The 21467-nt window shown below is 72.5% G+C and carries 21 protein-coding genes; 12 read left to right on the forward strand and 9 right to left on the reverse strand.

Annotated elements, in window-relative coordinates:
- Nucleotides 1-254: 254 nt before the first annotated feature.
- On the reverse strand, nt 255-821 hold the full coding sequence (locus ACF08F_RS24195; RefSeq protein WP_392300630.1) for a hypothetical protein: 567 nt from the start codon (nt 819-821) through the stop codon (nt 255-257).
- Nucleotides 822-947: 126 nt separating this feature from the next.
- On the opposite strand from ACF08F_RS24195, the gene tsaB reads away from it, so the two are divergent.
- The 7 genes from tsaB (at nt 948) to ACF08F_RS24230 (ending at nt 6136) form a co-directional block, all read left to right on the forward strand.
- Nucleotides 948-1604, forward strand: coding sequence for a tRNA (adenosine(37)-N6)-threonylcarbamoyltransferase complex dimerization subunit type 1 TsaB (gene tsaB / locus ACF08F_RS24200; protein WP_392300631.1), 657 nt, complete (start codon nt 948-950; stop codon nt 1602-1604).
- Nucleotides 1605-1627: 23 nt separating this feature from the next.
- Nucleotides 1628-2098, forward strand: coding sequence for a ribosomal protein S18-alanine N-acetyltransferase (rimI, locus tag ACF08F_RS24205; protein WP_392300817.1), 471 nt, complete (start codon nt 1628-1630; stop codon nt 2096-2098).
- Nucleotides 2088-3215 (forward strand): tRNA (adenosine(37)-N6)-threonylcarbamoyltransferase complex transferase subunit TsaD, encoded by a 1128-nt coding sequence (gene tsaD / locus ACF08F_RS24210; RefSeq protein ID WP_392300632.1) that lies wholly within the window; start codon nt 2088-2090, stop codon nt 3213-3215. The genes rimI and tsaD overlap by 11 nt, the downstream gene beginning before the upstream one ends.
- Nucleotides 3212-3466 (forward strand): hypothetical protein, encoded by a 255-nt coding sequence (locus ACF08F_RS24215; protein ID WP_392300633.1) that lies wholly within the window; start codon nt 3212-3214, stop codon nt 3464-3466. Before tsaD ends, ACF08F_RS24215 begins: the two co-directional genes overlap by 4 nt.
- 69 nt (nt 3467-3535) lie before the next feature.
- Nucleotides 3536-4375: a polysaccharide deacetylase family protein gene (locus tag ACF08F_RS24220; RefSeq protein WP_392300634.1), complete on the forward strand. Its 840-nt coding sequence runs from the start codon at nt 3536-3538 to the stop codon at nt 4373-4375.
- Between the two features lie 116 nt (nt 4376-4491).
- Nucleotides 4492-4857 carry a YciI family protein gene (locus ACF08F_RS24225; RefSeq protein WP_392300635.1) on the forward strand — a complete coding sequence of 122 codons (366 nt, stop codon included), beginning with the start codon at nt 4492-4494 and terminating at the stop codon, nt 4855-4857.
- Between the two features lie 73 nt (nt 4858-4930).
- Entirely contained in the window at nt 4931-6136 is a 1206-nt protein-coding gene (locus tag ACF08F_RS24230) for an RNA polymerase sigma factor (RefSeq protein WP_392300818.1), read from the forward strand.
- On the opposite strand, the gene ACF08F_RS24235 is transcribed toward ACF08F_RS24230, so the two are convergent.
- The 3 genes from ACF08F_RS24235 to ACF08F_RS24245 are packed head-to-tail and all read right to left on the reverse strand — an operon-like array spanning nt 6130 to nt 9516.
- Nucleotides 6130-7638, reverse strand: coding sequence for a hypothetical protein (locus tag ACF08F_RS24235; RefSeq protein ID WP_392300636.1), 1509 nt, complete (start codon nt 7636-7638; stop codon nt 6130-6132). The two genes, ACF08F_RS24230 and ACF08F_RS24235, sit on opposite strands and share 7 nt — an antisense overlap.
- On the reverse strand, nt 7631-8290 hold the full coding sequence (locus tag ACF08F_RS24240; RefSeq protein WP_392300637.1) for a hypothetical protein: 660 nt from the start codon (nt 8288-8290) through the stop codon (nt 7631-7633). Before ACF08F_RS24240 ends, ACF08F_RS24235 begins: the two co-directional genes overlap by 8 nt.
- A gap of 38 nt (nt 8291-8328) precedes the next feature.
- Nucleotides 8329-9516: a methyltransferase domain-containing protein gene (locus tag ACF08F_RS24245; RefSeq protein WP_392300638.1), complete on the reverse strand. Its 1188-nt coding sequence runs from the start codon at nt 9514-9516 to the stop codon at nt 8329-8331.
- Nucleotides 9517-9646: 130 nt separating this feature from the next.
- Here ACF08F_RS24245 and ACF08F_RS24250 point away from each other — a divergent pair, with 130 nt between their 5' ends.
- From ACF08F_RS24250 to groL, 4 genes are all read left to right on the forward strand, one after another.
- Entirely contained in the window at nt 9647-10591 is a 945-nt protein-coding gene (locus ACF08F_RS24250) for a polysaccharide deacetylase family protein (RefSeq protein ID WP_392300639.1), read from the forward strand.
- Nucleotides 10588-10824 (forward strand): hypothetical protein, encoded by a 237-nt coding sequence (locus ACF08F_RS24255; protein ID WP_392300640.1) that lies wholly within the window; start codon nt 10588-10590, stop codon nt 10822-10824. The genes ACF08F_RS24250 and ACF08F_RS24255 overlap by 4 nt, the downstream gene beginning before the upstream one ends.
- A 199-nt stretch (nt 10825-11023) precedes the next feature.
- Nucleotides 11024-11332 carry a co-chaperone GroES gene (groES, locus tag ACF08F_RS24260; protein ID WP_024756677.1) on the forward strand — a complete coding sequence of 103 codons (309 nt, stop codon included), beginning with the start codon at nt 11024-11026 and terminating at the stop codon, nt 11330-11332.
- Nucleotides 11333-11443: 111 nt separating this feature from the next.
- Nucleotides 11444-13072, forward strand: coding sequence for a chaperonin GroEL (groL, locus tag ACF08F_RS24265; RefSeq protein WP_392300641.1), 1629 nt, complete (start codon nt 11444-11446; stop codon nt 13070-13072).
- A gap of 84 nt (nt 13073-13156) precedes the next feature.
- On the opposite strand, the gene ACF08F_RS24270 is transcribed toward groL, so the two are convergent.
- Complete coding sequence (locus ACF08F_RS24270) at nt 13157-13855, reverse strand: ester cyclase (RefSeq protein ID WP_392300642.1); 699 nt, start codon at nt 13853-13855, stop codon at nt 13157-13159.
- Nucleotides 13856-13901: 46 nt separating this feature from the next.
- Here ACF08F_RS24270 and ACF08F_RS24275 point away from each other — a divergent pair, with 46 nt between their 5' ends.
- Nucleotides 13902-17375 (forward strand): hypothetical protein, encoded by a 3474-nt coding sequence (locus ACF08F_RS24275; protein WP_392300643.1) that lies wholly within the window; start codon nt 13902-13904, stop codon nt 17373-17375.
- Here the strand turns inward: ACF08F_RS24275 and ACF08F_RS24280 are convergent.
- From ACF08F_RS24280 to ACF08F_RS24295, 4 genes are read right to left on the reverse strand one after another with little or no spacing between them, the layout of a single operon-like run.
- The gene (locus ACF08F_RS24280; RefSeq protein ID WP_392300644.1) at nt 17352-18371 is read right to left on the reverse strand and encodes a hydroxyacid dehydrogenase; all 1020 of its coding nucleotides are present in this window, start codon (nt 18369-18371) and stop codon (nt 17352-17354) included. The genes ACF08F_RS24275 and ACF08F_RS24280 overlap by 24 nt on opposite strands.
- A gap of 17 nt (nt 18372-18388) precedes the next feature.
- Nucleotides 18389-19243 carry a carbohydrate ABC transporter permease gene (locus ACF08F_RS24285; RefSeq protein WP_392300645.1) on the reverse strand — a complete coding sequence of 285 codons (855 nt, stop codon included), beginning with the start codon at nt 19241-19243 and terminating at the stop codon, nt 18389-18391.
- Nucleotides 19240-20127 (reverse strand): carbohydrate ABC transporter permease, encoded by an 888-nt coding sequence (locus tag ACF08F_RS24290; RefSeq protein WP_392300646.1) that lies wholly within the window; start codon nt 20125-20127, stop codon nt 19240-19242. Before ACF08F_RS24290 ends, ACF08F_RS24285 begins: the two co-directional genes overlap by 4 nt.
- 4 nt (nt 20128-20131) lie before the next feature.
- The gene (locus ACF08F_RS24295) at nt 20132-21448 is read right to left on the reverse strand and encodes an ABC transporter substrate-binding protein (RefSeq protein WP_392300647.1); all 1317 of its coding nucleotides are present in this window, start codon (nt 21446-21448) and stop codon (nt 20132-20134) included.
- Nucleotides 21449-21467 lie beyond the last annotated feature (19 nt).

Raw genomic sequence — 21467 nt, forward strand, 5'->3', positions numbered from 1 at the left:
GCGGTGAGTTCCTAGACAGCTCCCACCACACCGGAGGTCTTCGCCATGTTCAAGACCAGACCAGTGTCAACAACGCTCGTGATCAATACACCTAGGGCGTGTTGCGAAAGTAGCGCCGGCCGCCCGAAGGGCGGGCCCGACGGGGCTTTCGCAACACGCCCTAGGGGGTGTCCGTAAAGTCCCGCCTGGCCCGCGGGCAGACGACGCTGCTTTCCGGACACCCCCGAGGAACCGGTGGATTCCGAGCCGGCGGCTCAGGCGACGACGACGACCTTCGCGCCGATCGACGCGAACGTCCACAGCGCGTCCCCGTCCGCCCTCTTCATGCGGATGCCGCCGGTCTTCTTCGTCGGGTCCGGCTTCGGCGTCGAGCCGTCCACGGCCGCGCTGAAGCCGATCACCACGTCCTCGTTGGTCGCGAACCGCACCACGTGCTCGATCCGCACCCCGTCCGAGCCGGTCACCGCGCCCGAGCGCGACGTCACCGTGTAGGCGCCCGGCACCGGGTGCACCGTGCTCGGCATCACCGAGAACGCGCGGGTCGCCTTGCCCTTGGCGTTCACCAGCCACACCGTGCGGTCGGCCAGCGCGTACACGACCCGCTCGCCCGTGCCGGAGCCCGCCGGGACCGTCAGCGGGTCCTTCGCCGGCTGCTTCGGGCCGCCGCTCGGCGAGACGGACGGGACGGCCGTGCCCGGCGTCGTCGGCTTCGCCGACAGATCGGCGGGGGCGTTGGCCGAGGCCTGGTACGCGAGGACGCCGACCGCGACGACGGCCGCCGCGGTGAGCCCGGCCACGAATCCCGAGCTGCTCCTTGCCACCGTGCCCACCTCTCGTACGAACGTATCGAAGGGTGACGGTAGCAGCCGGTGCCCCCACGGGCGGGGCGCCGTGCCCGCGTACGGCCGCCGGGGCGCCGCCCCTCCCCGGAGCCGTAGGCTGTTCGCGTGCTGCTGCTCGCCTTGGATACCGCCACCCCCGCCGTCACCGTCGCCCTCCACGACGGCGAGACGGTCCTCGCCTCGTCGAGCCAGGTCGACGCCCGCCGCCACGGGGAGCTGCTGCTGCCCGCGGTCGACCGGATCCTCAAGGAGGCCGGGCTGGCCCTCGACGCGCTCACCGGCGTCGTCGTCGGCGTCGGCCCCGGCCCGTACACCGGTCTGCGCGTCGGCCTCGTCACGGCCGCGGCCTTCTCGTCCGCGCTCGGCGTGCCCGTGCACGGCCTGTGCACCCTCGACGGCCTCGCGTACGCCTCCGGGATCGACGAGCCCTTCGCCGTCGCGACGGACGCGCGCCGCAAGGAGGTCTACTGGGCGCGGTACGAGGACTCACGCACCCGGGTGACCGACGCGGCCGTCGACCGACCCGCCGAGATCGCCGAGCGCCTCGCGGGCCTGCCCGTCGTCGGCGCGGGCGCCCGGCTCTACCCCGAGGCCTTCCCCGACGCCCGCGACCCCGAGCACCAGTCGGCGGCGGCGCTCGCCGCGCTCGCGGCGGAGCGGCTCGCGGCCGGCGGCGAGGGCTTCCTCGACCCGCTGCCGATGTACCTGCGCCGGCCCGACGCTCAGGTGCCCAAGAACTACAAGGTGGTCACGCCCAAGTGACCGGCGGCGTGGAACTGCGCGAGATGCGCTGGTGGGACATCGCGCCGGTGCTGGCACTCGAGGACGAGCTGTTCCCCGAGGACGCCTGGTCGGCGGGGATGTTCTGGTCCGAGCTCGCGCACGCGCGCGGCCCCCGGGCCACCCGCCGCTACATCGTGGCGGAGGACGGCGACGGCGGGCTCGTCGGGTACGCGGGGCTCGCCGCGGCCGGCGGGCTCGGGGACGTCCAGACGATCGCCGTCGCCCGCGACCAGTGGGGTACGGGCCTCGGCGCCCGGCTCCTCACCGACCTGCTCCACCACGCCACCGCCTTCGAGTGCGACGAGGTCCTCCTCGAAGTGCGCGTGGACAACACCCGGGCCCAGAAGCTGTACGAGCGCTTCGGCTTCGAGCCCATCGGTTTCCGGCGCGGCTACTACCAGCCCGGAAACGTGGACGCGCTCGTGATGCGACTGACCGTTCAAGGAACTGAGACTGATTCTGATGGCTGCTGACGAACCCCTCGTACTCGGTATCGAGACCTCCTGCGACGAGACCGGCGTCGGCATCGTCCACGGCACCACGCTCCTCGCCGACGCCGTCGCCTCCAGCGTCGACACCCACGCCCGCTTCGGCGGCGTCGTGCCCGAGATCGCCTCCCGCGCGCACCTGGAGGCGATGGTCCCGACGATCGAGCGCGCCCTGAAGACGGCCGGGATCTCCGCGAAGGACCTCGACGGCATCGCCGTCACGGCCGGGCCCGGCCTCGCGGGCGCCCTGCTCGTCGGCGTCTCGGCCGCCAAGGCGTACGCGTACGCGCTCGGCAAGCCGCTGTACGGCGTCAACCACCTCGCCTCGCACATCTGCGTCGACCAGCTGGAGCACGGCAAGCTGCCCGAGCCGACGATGGCCCTGCTGGTCTCCGGCGGGCACTCCTCGCTGCTGCTCTCCTCCGACATCACCTCCGACGTGCGGCCGATGGGCGCCACCATCGACGACGCGGCCGGCGAGGCCTTCGACAAGATCGCCCGCGTCCTGGACCTCGGCTTCCCCGGTGGACCGGTCATCGACCGGCTCGCCAGGGAGGGCGACCCGAAGGCGATCGCGTTCCCGCGCGGGCTCAGCGGCTCCCGGGACCCCGCGTACGACTTCTCCTTCTCCGGCCTCAAGACCGCCGTGGCCCGCTGGATCGAGGCGAAGCGGGCGGCCGGCGAGGACGTGCCCGTGCGGGACGTCGCCGCTTCCTTCCAGGAGGCGGTCGTCGACGTCCTCACCCGCAAGGCCGTCCGGGCCTGCAAGGACGAGGGCGTCGACCACCTGATGATCGGCGGCGGCGTCGCCGCCAACTCGCGGCTGCGGGCGCTCGCCCAGGAGCGCTGCGAGCGGGCCGGCATCCGGCTGCGCGTGCCGCGCCCGGGACTGTGCACGGACAACGGCGCGATGGTCGCGGCGCTCGGCGCCGAGATGGTGGCCCGCAACCGGCCGGCCTCGGACCTGGAGCTGTCGGCGGACTCGTCCCTGCCGGTGACGGACCCGCACGTGCCCGGGGCGCACGGCCACGACCACGGCCACGGGCACTCGCACGACCACGATCACGTGCACGAGGTCAGCAAGGAGAACCTGTACTCGTGAGGCTCACCCTCATGTGGGAGGCGCGGGCCGCCCAGGACCGGGGCGCCGAGCTCCTGGAGTGGGCCAGGGCCCAGGTCCTGGCCCACGAGCCGCTGCGCCGGGAGCTCTTCCGCGCCCCGCAGGACCGGGTCCTGGTCCTCACCTGGTGGGAGGCGGAGAGCTTTGACGCCGAACTGCCCGAGCTCCCCGAGCCGGACGCGGAGCTGATCACCCGTCCGGTCCACCGCTGGCGCTTCGAATCGGTCGAATAGTCGGTCGAAAGAGGGACGCCAGGTCGAAAGTAGAGCAACCTTTCGACCGGATCGGGCATCCCACAGCGCGTGAAGAAGACCATCGCGCTGTGGGCGGCCCTGACCGCCGTCGCCCTCCTCGTGACCGGCTGCTCGGCGGAGGAACCCGCCGCCGCGCCCGCCCCGGCCGGACCGGCAGCGCCCGCCGCCGAGCCGCCCGCCGAGGACAAGGCGCCCGGGGCAGCCGCGGCCGCCGCGTACCGGAAGTGGGGCCTCAAGCCCTTCGCGGCCCCGCCCGCCCCGCCCGCCGTCAAGCCGGTGGTCCGCGCGGCCGGCGGCCCCGTCCCCGTCATCAGCGACATCCCCACCACCGAGAAGATCGTCTTCGTCACGATCGACGACGGGGCCGAGAAGGACCCCGAGTTCGTGCGGATGATGGCGGACCTCAAGGTCCCGGTGACGATGTTCCTCACCGACTCGGCGATCCGCGGGAACTACCGCTACTTCGCCCCGCTCGCCGCCCAGGGCCACGGCGTCGCCAACCACACCCTCACGCACCCGAACCTCCGCACGCTCTCCCGGGAGGCCCAACGGCGCGAGATCTGCGGACAGCAGACGAGGCTGGCGAAGGAGTACGGCACGGCGCCCCGGCTCTTCCGCCCGCCGTACGGCAACTGGAACGAGGACACCCGAGCCGCCGCCGGGACCTGCGGGGTCGACGCGATCGTGCTGTGGCGCGAGTCCATGCAGATCAAGAACATGCAGTACCAGCGCGGGGACCGGAGGCTGCACCCCGGCGACATCATCCTGGCCCACTTCCGCGGCCCGTCCGAGCTCAAGGGCCGGACGATGACCGAGATGACGGCGACCATGCTGCGCAGGATCCAGGAGCAGGGCTTCACCGTGGCCCGCCTGGAGGACTACGTGTAGGACGCGTACACCCCCCGGAAGATTTCTCCGGCGCGGTGTCGATGCGGGGCCGGGCCGTTCGACGTATGTGTGGAAGGCGGGGAACGGCCCCGCCACCGCACCACCGAGGAGTCGTCATGCCCCGCTTCCTGTCCCTCGTCCGCATCGAGGAGAACACGATCGACATGGAGAGCGCCGACCCCGGCTTCGAGCAGCGGATGGGCGCGCTCTTCGAGGAGATCACCAAGGCCGGCGCCATGGTGGACACCGCCGGGCTCCGGCCGACCGCCGAGGCCACCCGGATCACCTGGTCGGACGGGAAGCTGTCGTACACCGACGGACCGTTCACCGAGACCAAGGAGGTCGTCGGCGGCTACGCGATGCTCCAGTGCAAGGACATGGCCGAGGCCGTCGAGTGGGGGCGGCGCTTCCTGGCCGTCCACCCGCCGCAGTGGAAGGTCGGCCTGGAGGTCCGCGAGGTCGAGGAGATGCCGGAGGGCTGACCCGCGCGGGGCCGTCGGCTGTGCTGTCATGTGAACCGTGACGGTGGAGAGCACCCTTGAGACGGTCTTCCGGATGGAGTCGGCGCGGATCATCGCCACGGTGGCGCGGATCGTCAGGGACGTCGGCATCGCCGAGGAGATCGCCCAGGACGCGCTCGTCTCCGCCCTCGAACAGTGGCCGCGGTCAGGCGTCCCGGACCGCCCGGGCGCCTGGCTGACGGCCGCCGCGAAGCACCGCGCCGTCGACCTCGTGCGGCGGCGCGAGACGTACGCGCGCAAGCTCGCCGAGGTCGGCCGGACGCTCGACGAGAAGTCGTACGACCCCGAGCCCTCGGGTCCCGGCGACATCGACGACGACGTCCTCCGGCTCGTCTTCACCGCCTGCCACCCGGTGCTCTCCGCCGACGCCCGCGCGGCGCTCACGCTGCGGCTCGTCGGCGGGCTGCGGACCGACGAGATCGCACGGGCCTTCCTCGTGCCGGAGGCCACGGTCGCGGCCCGGATCACCCGCGCCAAGCGGTCGCTGGCGAAGGCGGGAGTGGAGTTCGAGGTGCCCTACGGGGCGGCGCGGGCCGCCCGGCTCGGCTCCGTCCTGGAGGTCGTCTACCTGATCTTCAACGAGGGGTACGCGGCCACCGCCGGCGACGACCTGCTGCGGCCCGCGCTGTGCGAGGACGCGCTGCGGCTCGCCCGGGTGCTCGAAGGGCTGATGCCCGAGGAGGGCGAGGTGCACGGCCTGGCGGCCCTGCTGGAGCTCCAGGCGTCGCGTTTCGCGACCCGGACCGGGCCCGACGGACGGCCGGTGCTCCTCGCCGAGCAGAACAGGAGCCGCTGGAACCGGCTGCTGATCCGGCGCGGCTTCGCCGCCCTGGAGCGCGCCGGCGACGGGCGCTCCTACGGCCCGTACGCCCTCCAGGCCGCCGTCGCCGCCTGTCACGCGCGGGCGGTTGCGTACGAGGAGACGGACTGGCGGACCATCGCCGCGCTGTACGCGCGGCTCGCGGCCGTCGCGCCCTCCCCGGTGGTCGAGCTGAACCGCGCGGTCGCCGTCTCGATGGCGGAGGGCCCGGAGGCCGGTCTCGTGCTCGTCGACGCCCTCGCCGACGGGCCCGCCCTGGCGGGCTACCACCTGCTGCCGAGCGTGCGCGGCGACCTGCTGGCCCGGCTGGGGCGGACGGCGGAGGCCCGGGCCGAGTTCGAGCGGGCCGCCTCGCTCACCCGGAACGCGCGGGAGCGGGAGCTGCTCCTCGGGCGGGCGCGGGCGGCCGGCTCTCAGTAGCGGAGGATCCGGCCGGCCGTCGTGCCGACGAGGACCGTGCCGTCGGGGGCCGCGTGCACCGAGACCGGGCCGTACGGGGGCAAGAGGCGCCGGTCGAGGAGGGTGCCGTCGGCGGCGTCGACCGAGAGGAGCGTGCCGTCGGTGCAGAGGGCGTGCAGGACGCCGGCGTGCGCGTCGAGGTCGACGACCGTGGTGCTCCCGGCCGGGTCCTCGGCCCCGGAGTCCAGGGGCAGCGTCCAGACGACGTCCCCGGCGGGGAAGGTCCGGCGGACCAGCTGCGTCCAGCCGTGCAGGAGCGCGGGACCGGCGGCGTCGGAGACGTACACCACCCGGCCGAGCGGACGGTCGACCCGGAAGGGCTCCAGCGGGAAGAGCGGGGTCTCGGCTCCGGAGCGGGGGTCGAGCGCGATCACGTCCCGGCGGCGCCGGCCGTACAGCAGCTCGGGGCAGCGGCGGGCGTCGACCGGGACGAGGGCGTACCGGTCGGGCTCGTGGAGCGTGGTGAGCGGGGTGCCGTCGGCGGTGAAGAATCGGGTGTCGGGCTCGGGCCCCTCCTTCTCGCTGCCGCGGTCGTACGTGTCCCGGATCGCCCACACGCCGTCCGTCCGGGCCGTGAGCGCGGCGGAGAAGGGTACCGAGGGGTTGTCGAGGACGGTGCCGTCGGAGGTGTCGACGAGCGGGAAGTCGGTCCGGGTGCGGCCGTCGGGGCCGGGGACGGTGACGCGTGCCGTCCGCTCGTCGGCCGAGACCTCGATCCGGGTGCCGGGGGTCGCGGAGGGTGCGGGGACGCTCCACAGCGGGGTCCCGTCGGGGGCCCAGCACTCAAGGGTGGTGTGCTTCCGGGTGGCGAGCACTCGGCCGTCGCCGAGCCCGGCCACGGCCCGGACCGCGCCCCTGCCGTCGTAGCTCAGGCCGGCCCGCTCGGCGAACGCCCGGAGGACCTGCGGGGCGCGGTCCCGCTCGGGGTACGGGAGCGGTGCGTACGGGTCGAGCGGCTGCCTGTGGAGGGCGGACAGGTCGAGGGCGTCCGGAGTGAGGCCGCGCCACTCCTCGCGGGCCACGACGGCCACGGACCGCTCGAACTCCTCCCCGTCGTGCATGGCGCAGAAGGTGAGTTCGAGGGTGCTCGGGTCCGTCCAGCGGAGCAGCTCGACGCCCCAGCGGGGGTCGGTGAGGTCGACGCGGTGGCCGGTGCCGGGTTCGAGGAGGACGAGGCGGCCCTCGCGCATGTACGCGTCGCCGTTGTCGAAGCCGATGGCGAGGAGCGGGAGCGTGGGGTGGAAGGCCATCGTCTCGGTCTCCATGGCGACCGTCAGGAGGTGCGCGCAGGAGAGGTCGGCGGTGCGGTAGACCGCCACCCTGCTCAGCTCCGACAGCACCGAACTGACCGCGAGCCACTGCCCGTCGCCGCTGACGACCGCCTCGGTGGCGAGCCCGAACAGCTCGGGGAAGGGCTCCTCGTGGAAGACCGCGCGCGGGGTCGCCGTCGGCCGGTCAGACATGCTGCTCCGTCATGTGGGTGAGCGTGGTGCGGGCGAGGACCTCCAGGGTCTCCGGGGTCGCCTGCGGCGCGAGGACCCGGAAGGAGGCGGCGAAGGCCGCCGACTCCGCGCAGAGCATGCGCGCGGCCAGGGCCTGGTGGAGGCGGGGCATCACCTCGTAGGAGCAGTACGGGTGCTCGCCCTCGACGAACGCCCGCAGGCTCTCCTCGTACGAGGCGTACTCGCCGTCGTACGCCCAGTCGTCCAGGGACAGCAGCAGCGGGAACCGGGCCCGTACCTCCCACGCGGCGAGCGGCACGTCCTCGTACGCGGCGTCGCCCTGGCGGTCCGCGAGCCGCAGCAGCGTCGCGAGCCCGGTCATGAACGCGGGTATGCCCTGCGTCCCGGCGGCCGTCCGCCAGGTCCTGCGGTCCGCCTCCGGGCAGGTGTCGAGGAACCCCTCGCCGAACTCGCCGAACACGGTGGACAGGTAGTCCAGCTGGGAGGCGAGGTGCTGCGGGGTGACCCGCCAGGCGGGGTCCCAGTACTCGGTCCGCGTGACGCGGCCGAAGCGCAGGACCTCCCACTCCAGCGGGTCGGTGCCGCCGGCGGCCAGCCCGACGAGGTGGGCGATCGGGCCGGTGGTGAACATGCCCTCCGGATGCAGCGCCATGACTTCCCCCCGGTTCGGATCCTGCCGCCTACGGCACCCTACGGCCTGCCCGCCGGCCGGCCGATGAGCATCGTGGGGGCTCCCGCGACCCGGGTGAGGAGCACCGTCGCGGAGTGAGGGCCCTTGGGCTTCACCTTCCGCCGGATCTCCTCGGGTTCGACCGCCGAGCCGCGCTTCTTCACCGTCAGGGTGCCGACCTCGCGCTCCCGCAGCAGGGCCTTCAACTTCTTGAGGTTGAAGGGGAGTTCGTCGGTGATCTCGTAGGCGGCGGCGTACGGGGTGGGGGTGAGGTCGTCCGCCGTGACGTACGCGATCGTCTCGTCGATGAGGCCGCCGCCCAGCTCCTCCGCGACCTCGGCGACGAGGTGCGCGCGGATGACGGCGCCGTCCGGCTCGTACAGGTAGCGGCCGACCGGGCGGACCGCCGGGTCGGGCAGCCCCCGGCCGGTGAGGCCCGCGCCGGAGGGCAGGAGCGTCGCGCGGCGGGCGCCCGGCTCCGTGCCGAACCAGAGCACGGCCTCCTTCACGTCCCCGCCGTCCGAGATCCACTCGGCCTCGGCCTCCGCCGGGACGGCCTCGTGCGGGATGCCGGGGGCGACCTTCAGGGCGGCGCGGGGGGCCTTGCGGGCCGCCTCGACGGCCCAGGAGAGCGGCGGGGAGTAGGCCTCGGGGTCGAAGATCCTGCCCCGGCCGCCGCGCCGCGCCGGGTCGACGAAGACCGCGTCGTACGGGCTGGTGTCGATCTCGGTGACGTCGGCGCAGCGGACCTCGATCAGCTCCGCGAGGCCGAGCGCCTCGGCGTTGGCGCGGGCCACCTCGGCGGTGAGCGGGTCGCGGTCGACGGCGAGGACGGAGATGCCGGCGCGGGCGAGGGCGATCGCGTCGCCGCCGATCCCGGAGCAGAGGTCCGCGACACTGCCGACGCCGAGGGCCTTGAGGCGGGCGGCCCGGTAGGTTCCGACGGAGGCGCGGGTCGACTGCTCGACGCCGTTGGGCGTGAAGTACATCCGGTACGCGTCCTCGGCGCCGAACTTCGCCACCGCGCGCTGGCGCAGCCTGGCCTGGCCGACCGCCGAGGTGACGAGCTCGGCGGGGTGGTCGCGGCGCAGCCGGGAGACGACCGCCAGCTCATGGGCGGGGTCGTGGTCGCGCAGGGCGGCGAGGAGGGCCTGCCCCTCGGGCGTGCGCAGGGCGGTGAACTGGGCGAGGTCGGTCACCCGTCCCATTGTGGGCCCTGCGGCGCTGTGGGCCGGTCGGGGGACGGCGGGGGCCGTGCGGCGGTGTCGTGGTCCGGAGGGCGCGCGAGCACTGACAGTATGCGGCGCCATACAGCTTGTACGACAAGAGGAAGAATTTATGGTGATCAGCGCGCACCCTTTCCGGCGGACCCTCGGGGCCGCTCTCGTCGTCTCGGCCCTCGCCTCCGCCGCCACGGCCTGCTCGGACTCCGGATCCGGACCCGCCGCCCCCGCGCGCGGCGCCCCCGCGCCCGCCGCCGGCCAGCAGGGCCGGGCCCAGGCCCCGGCCCCGGGCTCGGCCGGCGCGCTCGACGCGTACGTCGAGAGGGTCCGCCAGCAGAAGGCCGCCCGCGCGCTCGCCGCCAGGAAGTGGGGCCTCGCCAAGACCCCGCTCGACGCGCCGGCCCCGCCGAAGGCCAAGCCGAAGATCACCACCCGCAAGGGGTTCGAGACGGACGGCGAGGGCCTGCCGCCCGTCTTCACGACCGTGCCGACCAAGCAGAAGGTCGTCTTCCTGACGATCGACGACGGCGCGGAGAAGGACCCCGAGCTGCTGCGGATGATGAAGGACCTCCGCATCCCCTACAGCGCCTTCCTCAGCGACTACGTCGTCAAGGACGACTACGGCTACTTCGCGCGGATGCAGAAGTCCCTGGACTCCGGCGTCGCCCTGCACAACCACACCCTCAACCACCGCTACCTGCCCGGACTCTCGTACAAGCAGCAGAAGCGCGAGATCTGCGGGATGCAGGACGTCATCGAGAAGCGCTTCGGCAAGCGGCCCCCGCTCTTCCGCCCGCCGTACGGCAACTACAACGAGGACACCCTGCGCGCCGCGAAGTCCTGCGGGGTCAAGGCGGTCCCGCTGTGGTCCGCCGAGGCCTTCCCCGACCGCATGGAGTGGCGCGAGTGGGACCGCGACCTGCACCCCGGCGACATCGTCCTCACCCACTTCCGGGGCAAGGGCGACTGGAAGGGCACGATGCCCGACATGATCCGGCGGGTCATGAACGTGATCACGGCCAAGGGGTACGCCGTCGCGAAGCTCGAGGACTACGTGTGAGGCGAGGACCGGGCGGGAACCGGATGTACCGGGCCGCGGCCGCCGGCGCGCTCGCCGCCACCCTCCTCACCGCCTCCGGCTGCGCCTCCTCGGTCGACCCGATCGAGCGCCTGGGCCGGAAGGCGGCGGAGCGGATGGGGCCGGAGGAAAGGGACCCGGCCGCCGAACGGGATGTGGCCGCGACGACCGTGGCGGAGGGGGCGGCGCGCACCGGAACGGCGGCGTCCCGCTGAGCGCGCCGCGACGCGCGACGGTGGTGAATTGGCACTCCGCTTGACCGAGTGCTAATCGCGGTCATAGTCTCGGCTCTGGCACTCCCCACTGGAGAGTGCCAACACAGCGACGGGCAGGTCCGGCACCCGCGACGACGGATCCACCTGGTCGCCACCTCAGACAGTTGACCCCGTAATCTCCGAAGGGGGAGGTCGGATCGTGACGACCACCAGCTCCAAGGTTGCCATCAAGCCGCTCGAGGACCGCATCGTGGTCCAGCCGCTCGACGCCGAGCAGACCACCGCCTCTGGCCTGGTCATCCCGGACACCGCGAAGGAGAAGCCCCAGGAGGGTGCTGTCCTCGCCGTGGGCCCGGGCCGCTTCGAGAACGGCGAGCGTCTTCCGCTCGACGTTCAGGTCGGCGACGTCGTGCTCTACAGCAAGTACGGCGGCACCGAGGTGAAGTACAACGGCGAGGAGTTCCTCGTCCTCTCGGCTCGCGACGTGCTCGCGATCATCGAGAAGTAATTCACCGAAGTATCTGAAGCAGATGCTTTGAGCTGCGCCCCTTGACCCCGCACAGGGCGTCCGGGGGCGCAGTTCTTTTCCACCCCATTCCGAGAGGGCTGAACCGCTCCCATGGCGAAGATCCTGAAGTTCGACGAGGACGCCCGTCGCGCCCTTGAGCGCGGCGTCAACAAGCTTGCCGACACGGTGAAGGTGACGATCGGCCCCAAGGGCCGCAACGTCGTCATCGACAAGAAGTTCGGCGCCCCCACCATCACCAACGACGGTGTCACGATCGCCCGCGAGGTCGAGATCGACGACCCGTACGAGAACCTCGGCGCCCAGCTGGTGAAGGAGGTGGCGACCAAGACCAACGACATCGCGGGTGACGGCACCACCACCGCCACCGTGCTCGCCCAGGCCCTGGTTCGCGAGGGGCTGCGCAACGTCGCCGCCGGCGCCTCCCCGGCCGCCCTGAAGAAGGGCATCGACGCCGCCGTCAAGGCCGTCTCCGAGGAGCTCCTCGCCACCGCGCGCCCGATCGAGGACAAGTCCGACATCGCCGCCGTCGCCGCGCTCTCCGCGCAGGACCAGCAGGTCGGCGAGCTCATCGCCGAGGCGATGGACAAGGTCGGCAAGGACGGTGTCATCACCGTCGAGGAGTCCAACACCTTCGGCCTGGAGCTCGACTTCACCGAGGGCATGGCCTTCGACAAGGGCTACCTGTCCCCGTACATGGTCACCGACCAGGAGCGTATGGAGGCCGTCCTCGACGACCCGTACATCCTGATCAACCAGGGCAAGATCTCCTCGATCCAGGACCTGCTGCCCATCCTGGAGAAGGTCATCCAGGCCGGCGCCAGCAAGCCGCTGCTGATCATCGCCGAGGACGTCGAGGGCGAGGCGCTCTCCACCCTCGTCGTCAACAAGATCCGTGGCACCTTCAACGCCGTGGCCGTCAAGGCCCCCGGCTTCGGCGACCGCCGCAAGGCGATGCTCGGCGACATGGCCACCCTCACCGGTGCCACCGTCATCGCCGAGGAGGTCGGCCTCAAGCTCGACCAGGCCGGTCTGGACGTGCTGGGCACCGCCCGCCGCGTGACCATCGCCAAGGACTCCACCACCATCGTCGACGGTGGCGGCAACGCCGAGGACATCGCCGGCCGCGTCGGCCAGATCAAGGCCGAGATCGAGTCCACGGACTCCGACTGGGACCGCGAGAAGCTCCAGGAGCGCCTCGCGAAGCTCGCCGGCGGCGTCTGCGTGATCAAGGTCGGCGCCGCGACCGAGGTCGAGCTCAAGGAGAAGAAGCACCGTCTGGAGGACGCCATCTCCGCGACCCGCGCCGCGGTCGAGGAGGGCATCGTCTCCGGTGGTGGCTCCGCGCTCGTCCACGCCGTGAAGGTCCTCGAGGGCAACCTCGACAAGACCGGCGACGAGGCCACGGGTGTCGCGGTCGTCCGCCGCGCCGCCGTCGAGCCGCTGCGCTGGATCGCCGAGAACGCCGGCCTCGAGGGCTACGTCATCACCTCGAAGGTGGCGGAGCTCGACAAGGGCCAGGGCTTCAACGCCGCGACCGGCGAGTACGGCGACCTGGTCAAGGCCGGCGTCATCGACCCGGTGAAGGTGACGCGCTCCGCCCTGGAGAACGCCGCCTCGATCGCCTCCCTCCTCCTCACCACCGAGACCCTCGTGGTGGAGAAGAAGGAAGAGGAGCCGGCGGACGCGGGCCACGGCCACGGCCACGGCCACTCCCACTGAGGCGTGTCCTAGCGCGTAGCTGAACCACCGAGGCCCGGTGCCCCCGTCGCGGGGGCACCGGGCCTCGCTGCCTTCCCGTCCGTCTCACCCCTCCACGGCGCCGAGCTGCCCCATGAGCCCGAGCAGGTCGTACTGCCACCAGCCCTCGACGATCTTCCCGTCGTCCCGGAAGCGGTGGATGACCGTGCCGGTCATGCTCACGTCCATGCCGGTCGGCTGCAGCCCCATGAAGTCGCCGGTGTGGCTGCCCCGCCACGTCCAGCGGGTGCAGACCCGGTCGCCCTCGGCGATCTGGTCGTCGACGGTGAAGGCGAAGTCGAAGCCGCCCCGCCACATCTCCACCTCGCGCCGGACGGCGTCCATGCCGATGACGTCCTGCTCGTTGGTCGGATCGTGGTCGTGGTACCCCTCGGCCAGCACCTCGTCGAGCAGCGCCAGCTCCGGCTGGTCGGCGAACATCTCCATGAGCTTCCGGGCGTTGTTCTTGTACAGCGCCTCGTCCCGGACCACGTCCAGGTCGGTGAAGGTCGGCATCTCGTCACAGAGCGCGACCATCTCCCGGAAGATCCGGTCGGTCTCGGGGAGCTGCGAGTTGCGCATGGCCACGTCGTACGAGGGGAACTCGACGATCTCCACGATGTGCGAGCCGTCGGAGCGGTCCTTGCCGACGATGCTGTGGGTCGCCGTCCGTTTGCCCTCGGTCTGTTCGACCCACTGGTCCATGAGCCGGTTCAAATCGTCCACCCGACTCGTCTTGCAGTCGATTATCTGTACGAAGGTCATGGCGCCTCCCGACCCCGGTAGGACCCTTCCAGTCTAGGTTGGGTGCATGGAGCGGGCAGGGGGAGAGCGGGGGCCGATCACGGTCGACAACCGCTCGGGCATCGTGGTGATCGGCGACGGCAACCGGATCGGGTCACCGGAACCGGCGGTGGTCCGCTCCGGATACCACCAACAGGTCCGCCGGATCGCCCCCGCGGAACTCGTCGGCCGCACTGCCGAGTTGGCGGAACTGGCCGCCTTCTGCCGCGCCGACTCCGGCCCCGCGTACACCTGGTGGCGGGCGGAGGCCTGGGCGGGCAAGACGGCCCTGCTGTCCTGGTTCGCGCTCAACCCGCCGCCCGGGGTGCGGATCGTCCCCTTCTTCGTCACGGCCCGTCTCGGCGCGCAGGACGACGTCGCCGCGTACGTCGACGTCGTCCTGGAGCAGCTGGCGGAACTGGCGGGCGAGGGCCTCCCCACGCTCCTCACCGCCGCCACCCGCGAGGCCCACGTGCTGCGCCTGTACGCCGCGGCCGCCGAGTCCTGCGCCGCCCGCGGCGAGCGGCTGGTCCTCCTCGTCGACGGCCTGGACGAGGACCGGGGCGTGACCACGGGCCCCGAAGCCCGCTCGATCGCGGCGCTCCTCCCGCACGACCTGCCCGTCATCGTCTCGGGCCGCCTCAACCCGCCGCTCCCGGCCGACGTCCCGGAGGACCATCCGCTCAGGGACCCGGCGGCCGTACGGATCCTCGCCCCGTCCCCGAGGGCCCGCGCGATCCGGGCGGAGGCGGAGCGCGAGCTGAAACACCTTCTGGTGTCGGGCGGCCTCCCGTACGAACTCCTCGGCCTGCTCACCGTCGCGGGCGGCGGACTGACGGCGGACGACCTCGCGGAGCTCACCGGCGAGGTCCCGTACCGGGTGCGGGACGTCCTGCGGACGGGCCCGGGGCGGACGTTCGCCGTACGTGGAGAGGCGTACCTCCTCGCGCACGAGGAACTGTCCGGGGGAGCGCGGGAGATGCTGGGGGAGCGGGAAATCGCCCGGTGGCGGCAGGTGCTGTACGCGTGGGCGGACACCTGGCGCGAGCGGGGCTGGCCGGAGGAGACCCCGGACCACCTGCTGCACGGCTACGTGCCGCTGCTGCGAGCGGCGGGGGACGTCGAGCGGCTGGTGGCCTGCGGGGTGGACGAACGGCGGCACGAACGGCTGCTCGCCGTGACGGGGGGTGATGCGGCAGCGCTGGGGGAGATCCGGGCGGCGGAGGACGCGGTCCTGGGCGCGCCCGACCGCGAGGACTCGGTGGCGGCGGCGCTGCGGCTGGCGCTGGGCCGCGCGCTGCTGCTGCGGGACAGCGGAAGCGTGCCGCTCTCGCTGCTGGCGGGCTGGGTGGCCGTCGGGCAGGCGGACCGCGCGGTGGCGCTCGCCCGGAGCATGGAAGCCCCCCGCGTCGTCGAAGGACTGTGCGTGGTGGCGGGAAAGCTGCTGGACGCGGGAGCGCGCGGGCGTGCCGAGGAGCTCGCCGACGAGGCCGAGCCGCTGACGGCGAGCTTTTCGGACATCGTCCCCAGCACCACGGGAGACGCCCTGCCCCTGCTGCTCGTCCGGCTCGGCGCGCACGAGCGGGCGGAACGGCTGGTGGGGGCGCACCACGCCCGCGTGGTGCGCCGCTCCCGCCGGGTGCTCGTGGACCTCCTGCTCGCGGCGGGGAGGTACCGACGGGCCCTGGCCCTCGTGGACGACGAGAGCGATCCGAGCAGGCGGCCCGTCCTGCGGACCGCCGTCGTGGAGGCCCTGGCCAGGGACGGCCGCGTCGACGAGGCGGTACAGGAGGCGTACGGCGGGAAGGAGGAACCGGGCGGACGGGTGGTGGTGCTGCTCCGTGCCTCGGTCGCGCTGCGTGCGTCCGGGCACCGGGACACGGCGGAAAGGCTGCTGCAGGGTGCGGCGGTGCTCCGGGAGCGCATGGACCGCAGACAGGTCGCGAGGTTCGGTGACAAGGTGCTCGACGCCCTCCTCGCCGCCGGGGAGACCGAGGCGGCGCGGGCGGCCGGCGTCGGCAAGGAGGCCTTCTCGTACGCCGCCGCGCTGGTGAAGCACGGCCGGTGGGACGAAGCCCTGGAGGTCGCCGAGACCCTGGCCGACAGGGAAAGGGAATCCCTGCACGGGCGCGTCGCCCGAGAGCTGGCCCGAGCCGGTGCCGTCGAGCGGGCCATGGCCCTGGCCCCGGCGTCGGACGCGCTCTGGTACAAGGACGATCCCTGGCCGGCCGTCGCCGAGGCCCTGCTGGCGCGTGGAGACCTGGACGCCGTCGCCCCGTTGTGCGGGCGGCTCGTGGAGCGCCCGGACGCGTCCTGGAGATCGACCGGGCGGAGCGCCGGTGGCCTCCGGGTGCTCCGGGACTTCCTGACCCGCTTGACGGCCGAGGGAGCGGTGGACAGGGCCCGCGCGACGGTCAGGGGCATCGGGGAGAACGCAGAGGTTCTCGCCGTGTTCGCGGAAGTGCTGTACGGGGCGGGCCACGTCACCGAGGCCCGGCGCCTGCTCGCGGTGGAGGAGCGGAGGGTACGCGTACCCGCGCGCGAGGCCCTCGTCTGGGACCTGGTGGCGTTCGCCCGGGCTCTGGGGGAGGCCGGGCGGCGCGATGACGCGATGGACCTGCTCCGGGCCGTGGAGCACGAGCGGGGTCTGCCGAGGCGCGAGGCCGCCTTCGCGGCGCTCGCGGCGGGGTGTCCGGAGTGGGCGGAGACGTTCGTTCGGGAGGCCGCGTGGATCGAGCACGACCTGGGCTCCCGCCTCGTCAGGGTCCACGCGGCCGAGGGGGAGTTCGACCGCGCCCAGCGGCTGGTCGAGCATCCCGGCACGTGGGGGAGCCTCGTCCAGGAGGCGGCCGTGGCCTTCGTGGGCGTCGGCGCCCTGGAGCGGGCGCGGAACCTGGTGCCGCGCCTGTTCGAGGCGCCGAACGCCGCGGAGGTGTACGCGCGCATGGCGCTGGCATGTGTACAGCTGGGGCTTCGCGAGGACGCCGGGCGCTTCCTGGCCGCCGCCCGCGCGAAGAACCCCGACGGCCCCATGAAGCTGGACCTCCTGCGGGCCGCATGCGCCCTGGAACCGGAGAACGCGGCAGCCTTCGGGGCCGAGTTCCTCGCGCGGGCCCCGTGGCAGAGGCCCGCACCCTCGCCCGTCGTGCTGGCCGTCATCGGTTCCTACGACGAGGCAGTCGGCCGCTTCCGGGACCATCCGCACAGTTTTCCGGGGCGGTGGTCGGCCAACGTGGTGACCGAGCTCGTGCGGGCCGCCCGATACGAACACGCCGCCGCCCTCCTCGACGGCATGCATCACCTCGGCCCGCCCTGCGGCGACGGTTACGCGATCCTCGCCCGCGCCGAACCCGATCCCGTTCTGGCCCGGCGCTGGGCCGTTCTCGCGTTGCGGCTCGGGAAGTGGCGGACCGTGCTGCCGGCCGTGCTGGCCGTGGACCCGGGCTCGCTCCCCATCGTGCTCGCCGAGGCCGACCGCCTACGCCGAGCGCTGGAGGTCTGACGCCCGGACCTCCTCCGCGAACGGTTCGCCGTGGACGTACCGCCGGACCTCCTCCAGCGCCTGGTCCGTCATGCGGTGGAGTTCGTTGCCGAGGGAGCCGGCGACGTGGGGGGTGAGGAGGACGTTGGGGAGCGTCCACAGAGGCGATTCGGTGGGCGGGAGCTCCGGGTCCGTGACGTCCAGGATCGCGTGGAGGCGGCCGGTGAGGAGGTGGGGGAGGAGGGCCGTCTCGTCGATCAGGGAGCCGCGGGACGTGTTGATCAGGGTCGTGCCGTCGGGCATCGCGGCGAGCTGGGCGGGGCCGATCATGCGGTACGTGGAGGGGAGCTGGGGCGCGTGGACCGAGACGACCGTGCTGCGGGCGCAGAGTTCGTCGAGGCCGGTCAGTTCCACGCCGGGCGGCGGGGCGTCGACGTACGGGTCGTAGAGGAGGACCTCGAAGTCGAAGGGGCGGAGGAGCTCGACGACCCGGCGGCCGATGCGGGAGGCGCCGACGATGCCGATCGTGCGGCGGTGGTTGCCCCAGGCGGCGGACTCGGTGAGCCAGGCGTGGCCGGTGCGGAGTTCGGCGTAGCGCTGGGCGGAGCGGAGGACCTGCTTCCCGGCGAAGAGGATCGCGGCGAGGGTGTACTCGGCGACGGGCAGCGCGTTGGCGGCGGCGGCCGTGGTGACGCGGAGGCCGCGGTCCCAGCAGGCCTCGGTGATGTGGTGCTTGACGGAGCCGGCGGCGTGGACGACGGCCCGCAGGCGGGGGGCGCGGTCGAGGATCCCGGCAGTGAGGGGGGTGGCGCCCCAGCCGGTGAGGAGGAGTTCGGCCTCGGCGAGGGCGGCGGCGGTCCGCGCGTCGGGGGCGGCGAGGTCGTGGGCGACGAGGTGCGGGTCGGTGCGGGTGAGCGTCGCGAGACGCTGCCGGTGGGCGTCGGTGAGGAGGCGGTCGGCGGTGTCGGGGCCCATCGCGAGGAGGAGGGCGGGGCGGTTGTCAGTGGCGGGGTGCATCGTGGGACGTGTGCTCCTCACTTGACGCTGCCGGCGGTCAGACCCGCCTTCCAGTGGCGCTGGAGGGAGACGAAGGCGACGACGAGGGGGACGACGGCGAGCAGGGATCCGGTGACGACGAGGGGGTAGAAGTCGGGTTCCGCGTGGGCGTTGCTGTTCCACGCGTACAGGCCGAGGCTCAGGGGGTAGAGCTTCTGGTCGGAGAGCATCACCAGGGGGAGGAAGAAGTTGTTCCAGATGGCGGTGAACTGGAAGAGGAAGACGGTGACGAAGCCGGGCAGGACCATGCGCAGACCGATGGACCAGAAGACGCGCAGCTCGCCGGCGCCGTCGATCCGGGCGGCCTCCAGGGCCTCGTCGGGGATGTAGCCCGCGCAGAAGACCCGGGAGAGGTAGACGCCGAAGGGGTTGACGAGGACGGGGATCAGGACGGCCCAGTAGGTGTTGACGACGCCGACCTCGCTGGCGAGGAGGTACATCGGCAGGGCGAGCGCGGTGGTGGGGACGAGGACGCCCAGGAGGACGATGCCGAAGAGCTGTTCCTTGCCGCGGAAGTCGTAGACGTGGAAGGCGTATCCGGCGGCGACGCTGACGAAGGAGCAGGCGAGGGCGCCGAATCCGGCGTAGAGCAGGCTGTTCGCGTACCAGTGGAAGTAGATGCCGTCGTTGTACTCGGCGAGCCGGGAGAGGTTGCCGCCGAGGTCGAAGCCGTCGAAGGAGAAGGCGTTTCCGGCGAGGAGGCCGCCGGCGTCCTTGGTGGCGGCGGTCAGCAGCCAGACGAGGGGGAAGAGCATGTAGACGACGGCGAGGACGAGGGCGCCGTTGACGGCGGCCTTGGACAGCCAGACGTTGGTGCTGCGGGGCTTGCTCATGCCGTCCTTCCCTTCCGGCCCGTCAGGCGGGTGACCGCGAAGGAGAGCAGTGCGGCCGTCAGGGCGAGGAGGACGGAGGCCGCGGCGGCGAGCCCGTAGTCGTTGCGGTCGAAGGCCGCGGTGTACGCGTACATGTTCGGCGTCCAGGTGGAGGTGACGGCGGAGCCGGTGCCCTTGTTGAGGATCAGCGGTTCGGTGAAGAGCTGGAGGGAGCCGATGACCGTGAAGAGGCCGACCATCGCGAGGGAGGCCTTGACCAGCGGGATCTTGACGGAGAAGGCGATGCGCCAGGCGCCCGCCCCGTCGACGGTGGCGGCTTCGAGGACGGAGCGGTCGATGGCCTGGAGGGCCGCGTAGAAGATGACCATGTTGTAGCCGAGCCACTCCCACAGGGCGATGTTGACGACGGAGGGCAGGGCGCCGCCGGGGGAGAAGAAGTCGAAGCCGACGCCTCCGGCCTCCATCGCCTTGACGACCGGGCTGAGCTGGGGCGTGTAGAGGTAGACCCAGATCAGGGCGGCGATGATGCCGGGGACGGCGTGCGGCAGGAAGAGCGCGAGCTGGAAGAAGCGGCGGGCTCGGGCGAGGGCCGAGTCGAGGAGGAGGGCGAGGCCGAGGGCTCCGGCGAGCAGCAGCGGGATGTAGAGCAGGCAGTAGCCGAGCAGGACGCCGAAGCCCTCGCGGAAGGCCCGGTCACCCAGTGCCGCCGTGTAGTTGTCGAGGCCGGTGAAGACGGTCTCGGTGCCGCCGAAGCCCAGTCCGGACTGCTTCTCGGTGAAGAGGCTGAGCCAGACCGCGTAGCCGATCGGCACCACCATCACCGCGGTGAAGAGGAGGAAGAAGGGCGTCAGCAGGATCGTGGCGGCGCGGGTGCGGGCCTTCATCCGGTCAGCCCTCGACCTTCAGGCCGCGCTTGGTGAGTTCGGCGACGGTGGCCTCGTGTCCGGCCTTGACGGCCTCCGCGATGCCCGGGCCGCCCTCGGTGATCTTGCCGAAGTGGTCCTTGATCGTGGTGTTGGTGGTGCCGGTGGTCGGGCCCCAGGCCCAGTTCGGGCTGATGGAGGCACCCGAGGCCTCGAAGAGGGCGTAGATGTCCTGGCCGCCGTAGTAGCTCGCGTCGAAGGCCTTCTTGGCGACGGGGCGCAGGGCCGCGGCGGCGGGGAAGGCGGAGGAGGTGCCGGAGGCGATGCGGGCCTTCACGCCCTCCTCGGTGGTGGACATCCACTCGGCGAAGGTGACGGCCGCCGCCTTCTGCCTGCTGTCCTTGGTGACGGCGAAGGAGGTGCCGCCGAGCATGCCGCTGGCGGGCTTGCCGTCCCAGCTGGGCATGGGCGCCACGGCCCATTTGCCGCTCTGCTCGGGCAGGGTGCCCTTGAGGACGCCGGCGCCCCAGGAGGCACCGAGGTAGCCGATGGTGGTGCCGTTCTTGAGGGAGCCGGTCCACTCGGGGCTGAAGGAGGCGTTCTTGTGGACGAGGCCGTCGTCGAGGAGGCCCTGCCAGTAGGCGGCGACCTTGGTGGTGGCGGCGTCGGTCGTGTCGATCTTCCAGGTGTCGTTCTCGGCCTTGAACCACTGGGCGCCGGCCTGCCAGGCCATCGCCTCGAAGGTGGTCGGGTCGTCGGGGAAGAAGGTGGCGATACGGGCCTTGGCGTCGGCCTTCCTGACCTGTTCGGCGGCCTTCCTGAACTCGTCCCAGGTGGTGGGGGTCTTGACCCGGTACTTCGCGAAGAGGTCCTTGCGGTAGAAGAAGGCCTGCGGGGCGGCGTCGAAGGGGACGGCCCAGGACTTCTCCCCGAGGGTGGTGAGTTCGACGGTCTGCGGGAGCAGCTTGGCGCGGTCGGCCTCGGTGAACTGGTCGCCGATGTCCTGGAGGGCGCCGGAGCTCACGAACTCGGGGAGCGAGGAGTACTCGATGGACACGAGGTCGGGGGCGTTGCCCGCCTTCACGGCGTTGGAGATCTTGGCGTAGCCGCCGGCGGTGCCGGAGGGGATCTCCTCGAACTTCACCTGGATGTCGGTGTGGGAGGCGTTGAAGGCGTCCACGACGTCCTTGGAGCCCTTGGCCCAGCCCCAGAAGGTGATGGTCACGGGCCCGGCGGGCTTGTTCGCGGAGTCCGTACCGCTGCCGCCGCAGGCCGTGAGGACGGCGAGGGCGGTGGCGGTGGCGGCTATGACACAGGACGTTCTGCTCCGGCTGAGGCTCACGGCACGACTCCTGAGGGCG

This window comes from Streptomyces sp. NPDC015130, from assembly GCF_043080005.1.
Lineage (GTDB): Bacteria > Actinomycetota > Actinomycetes > Streptomycetales > Streptomycetaceae > Streptomyces.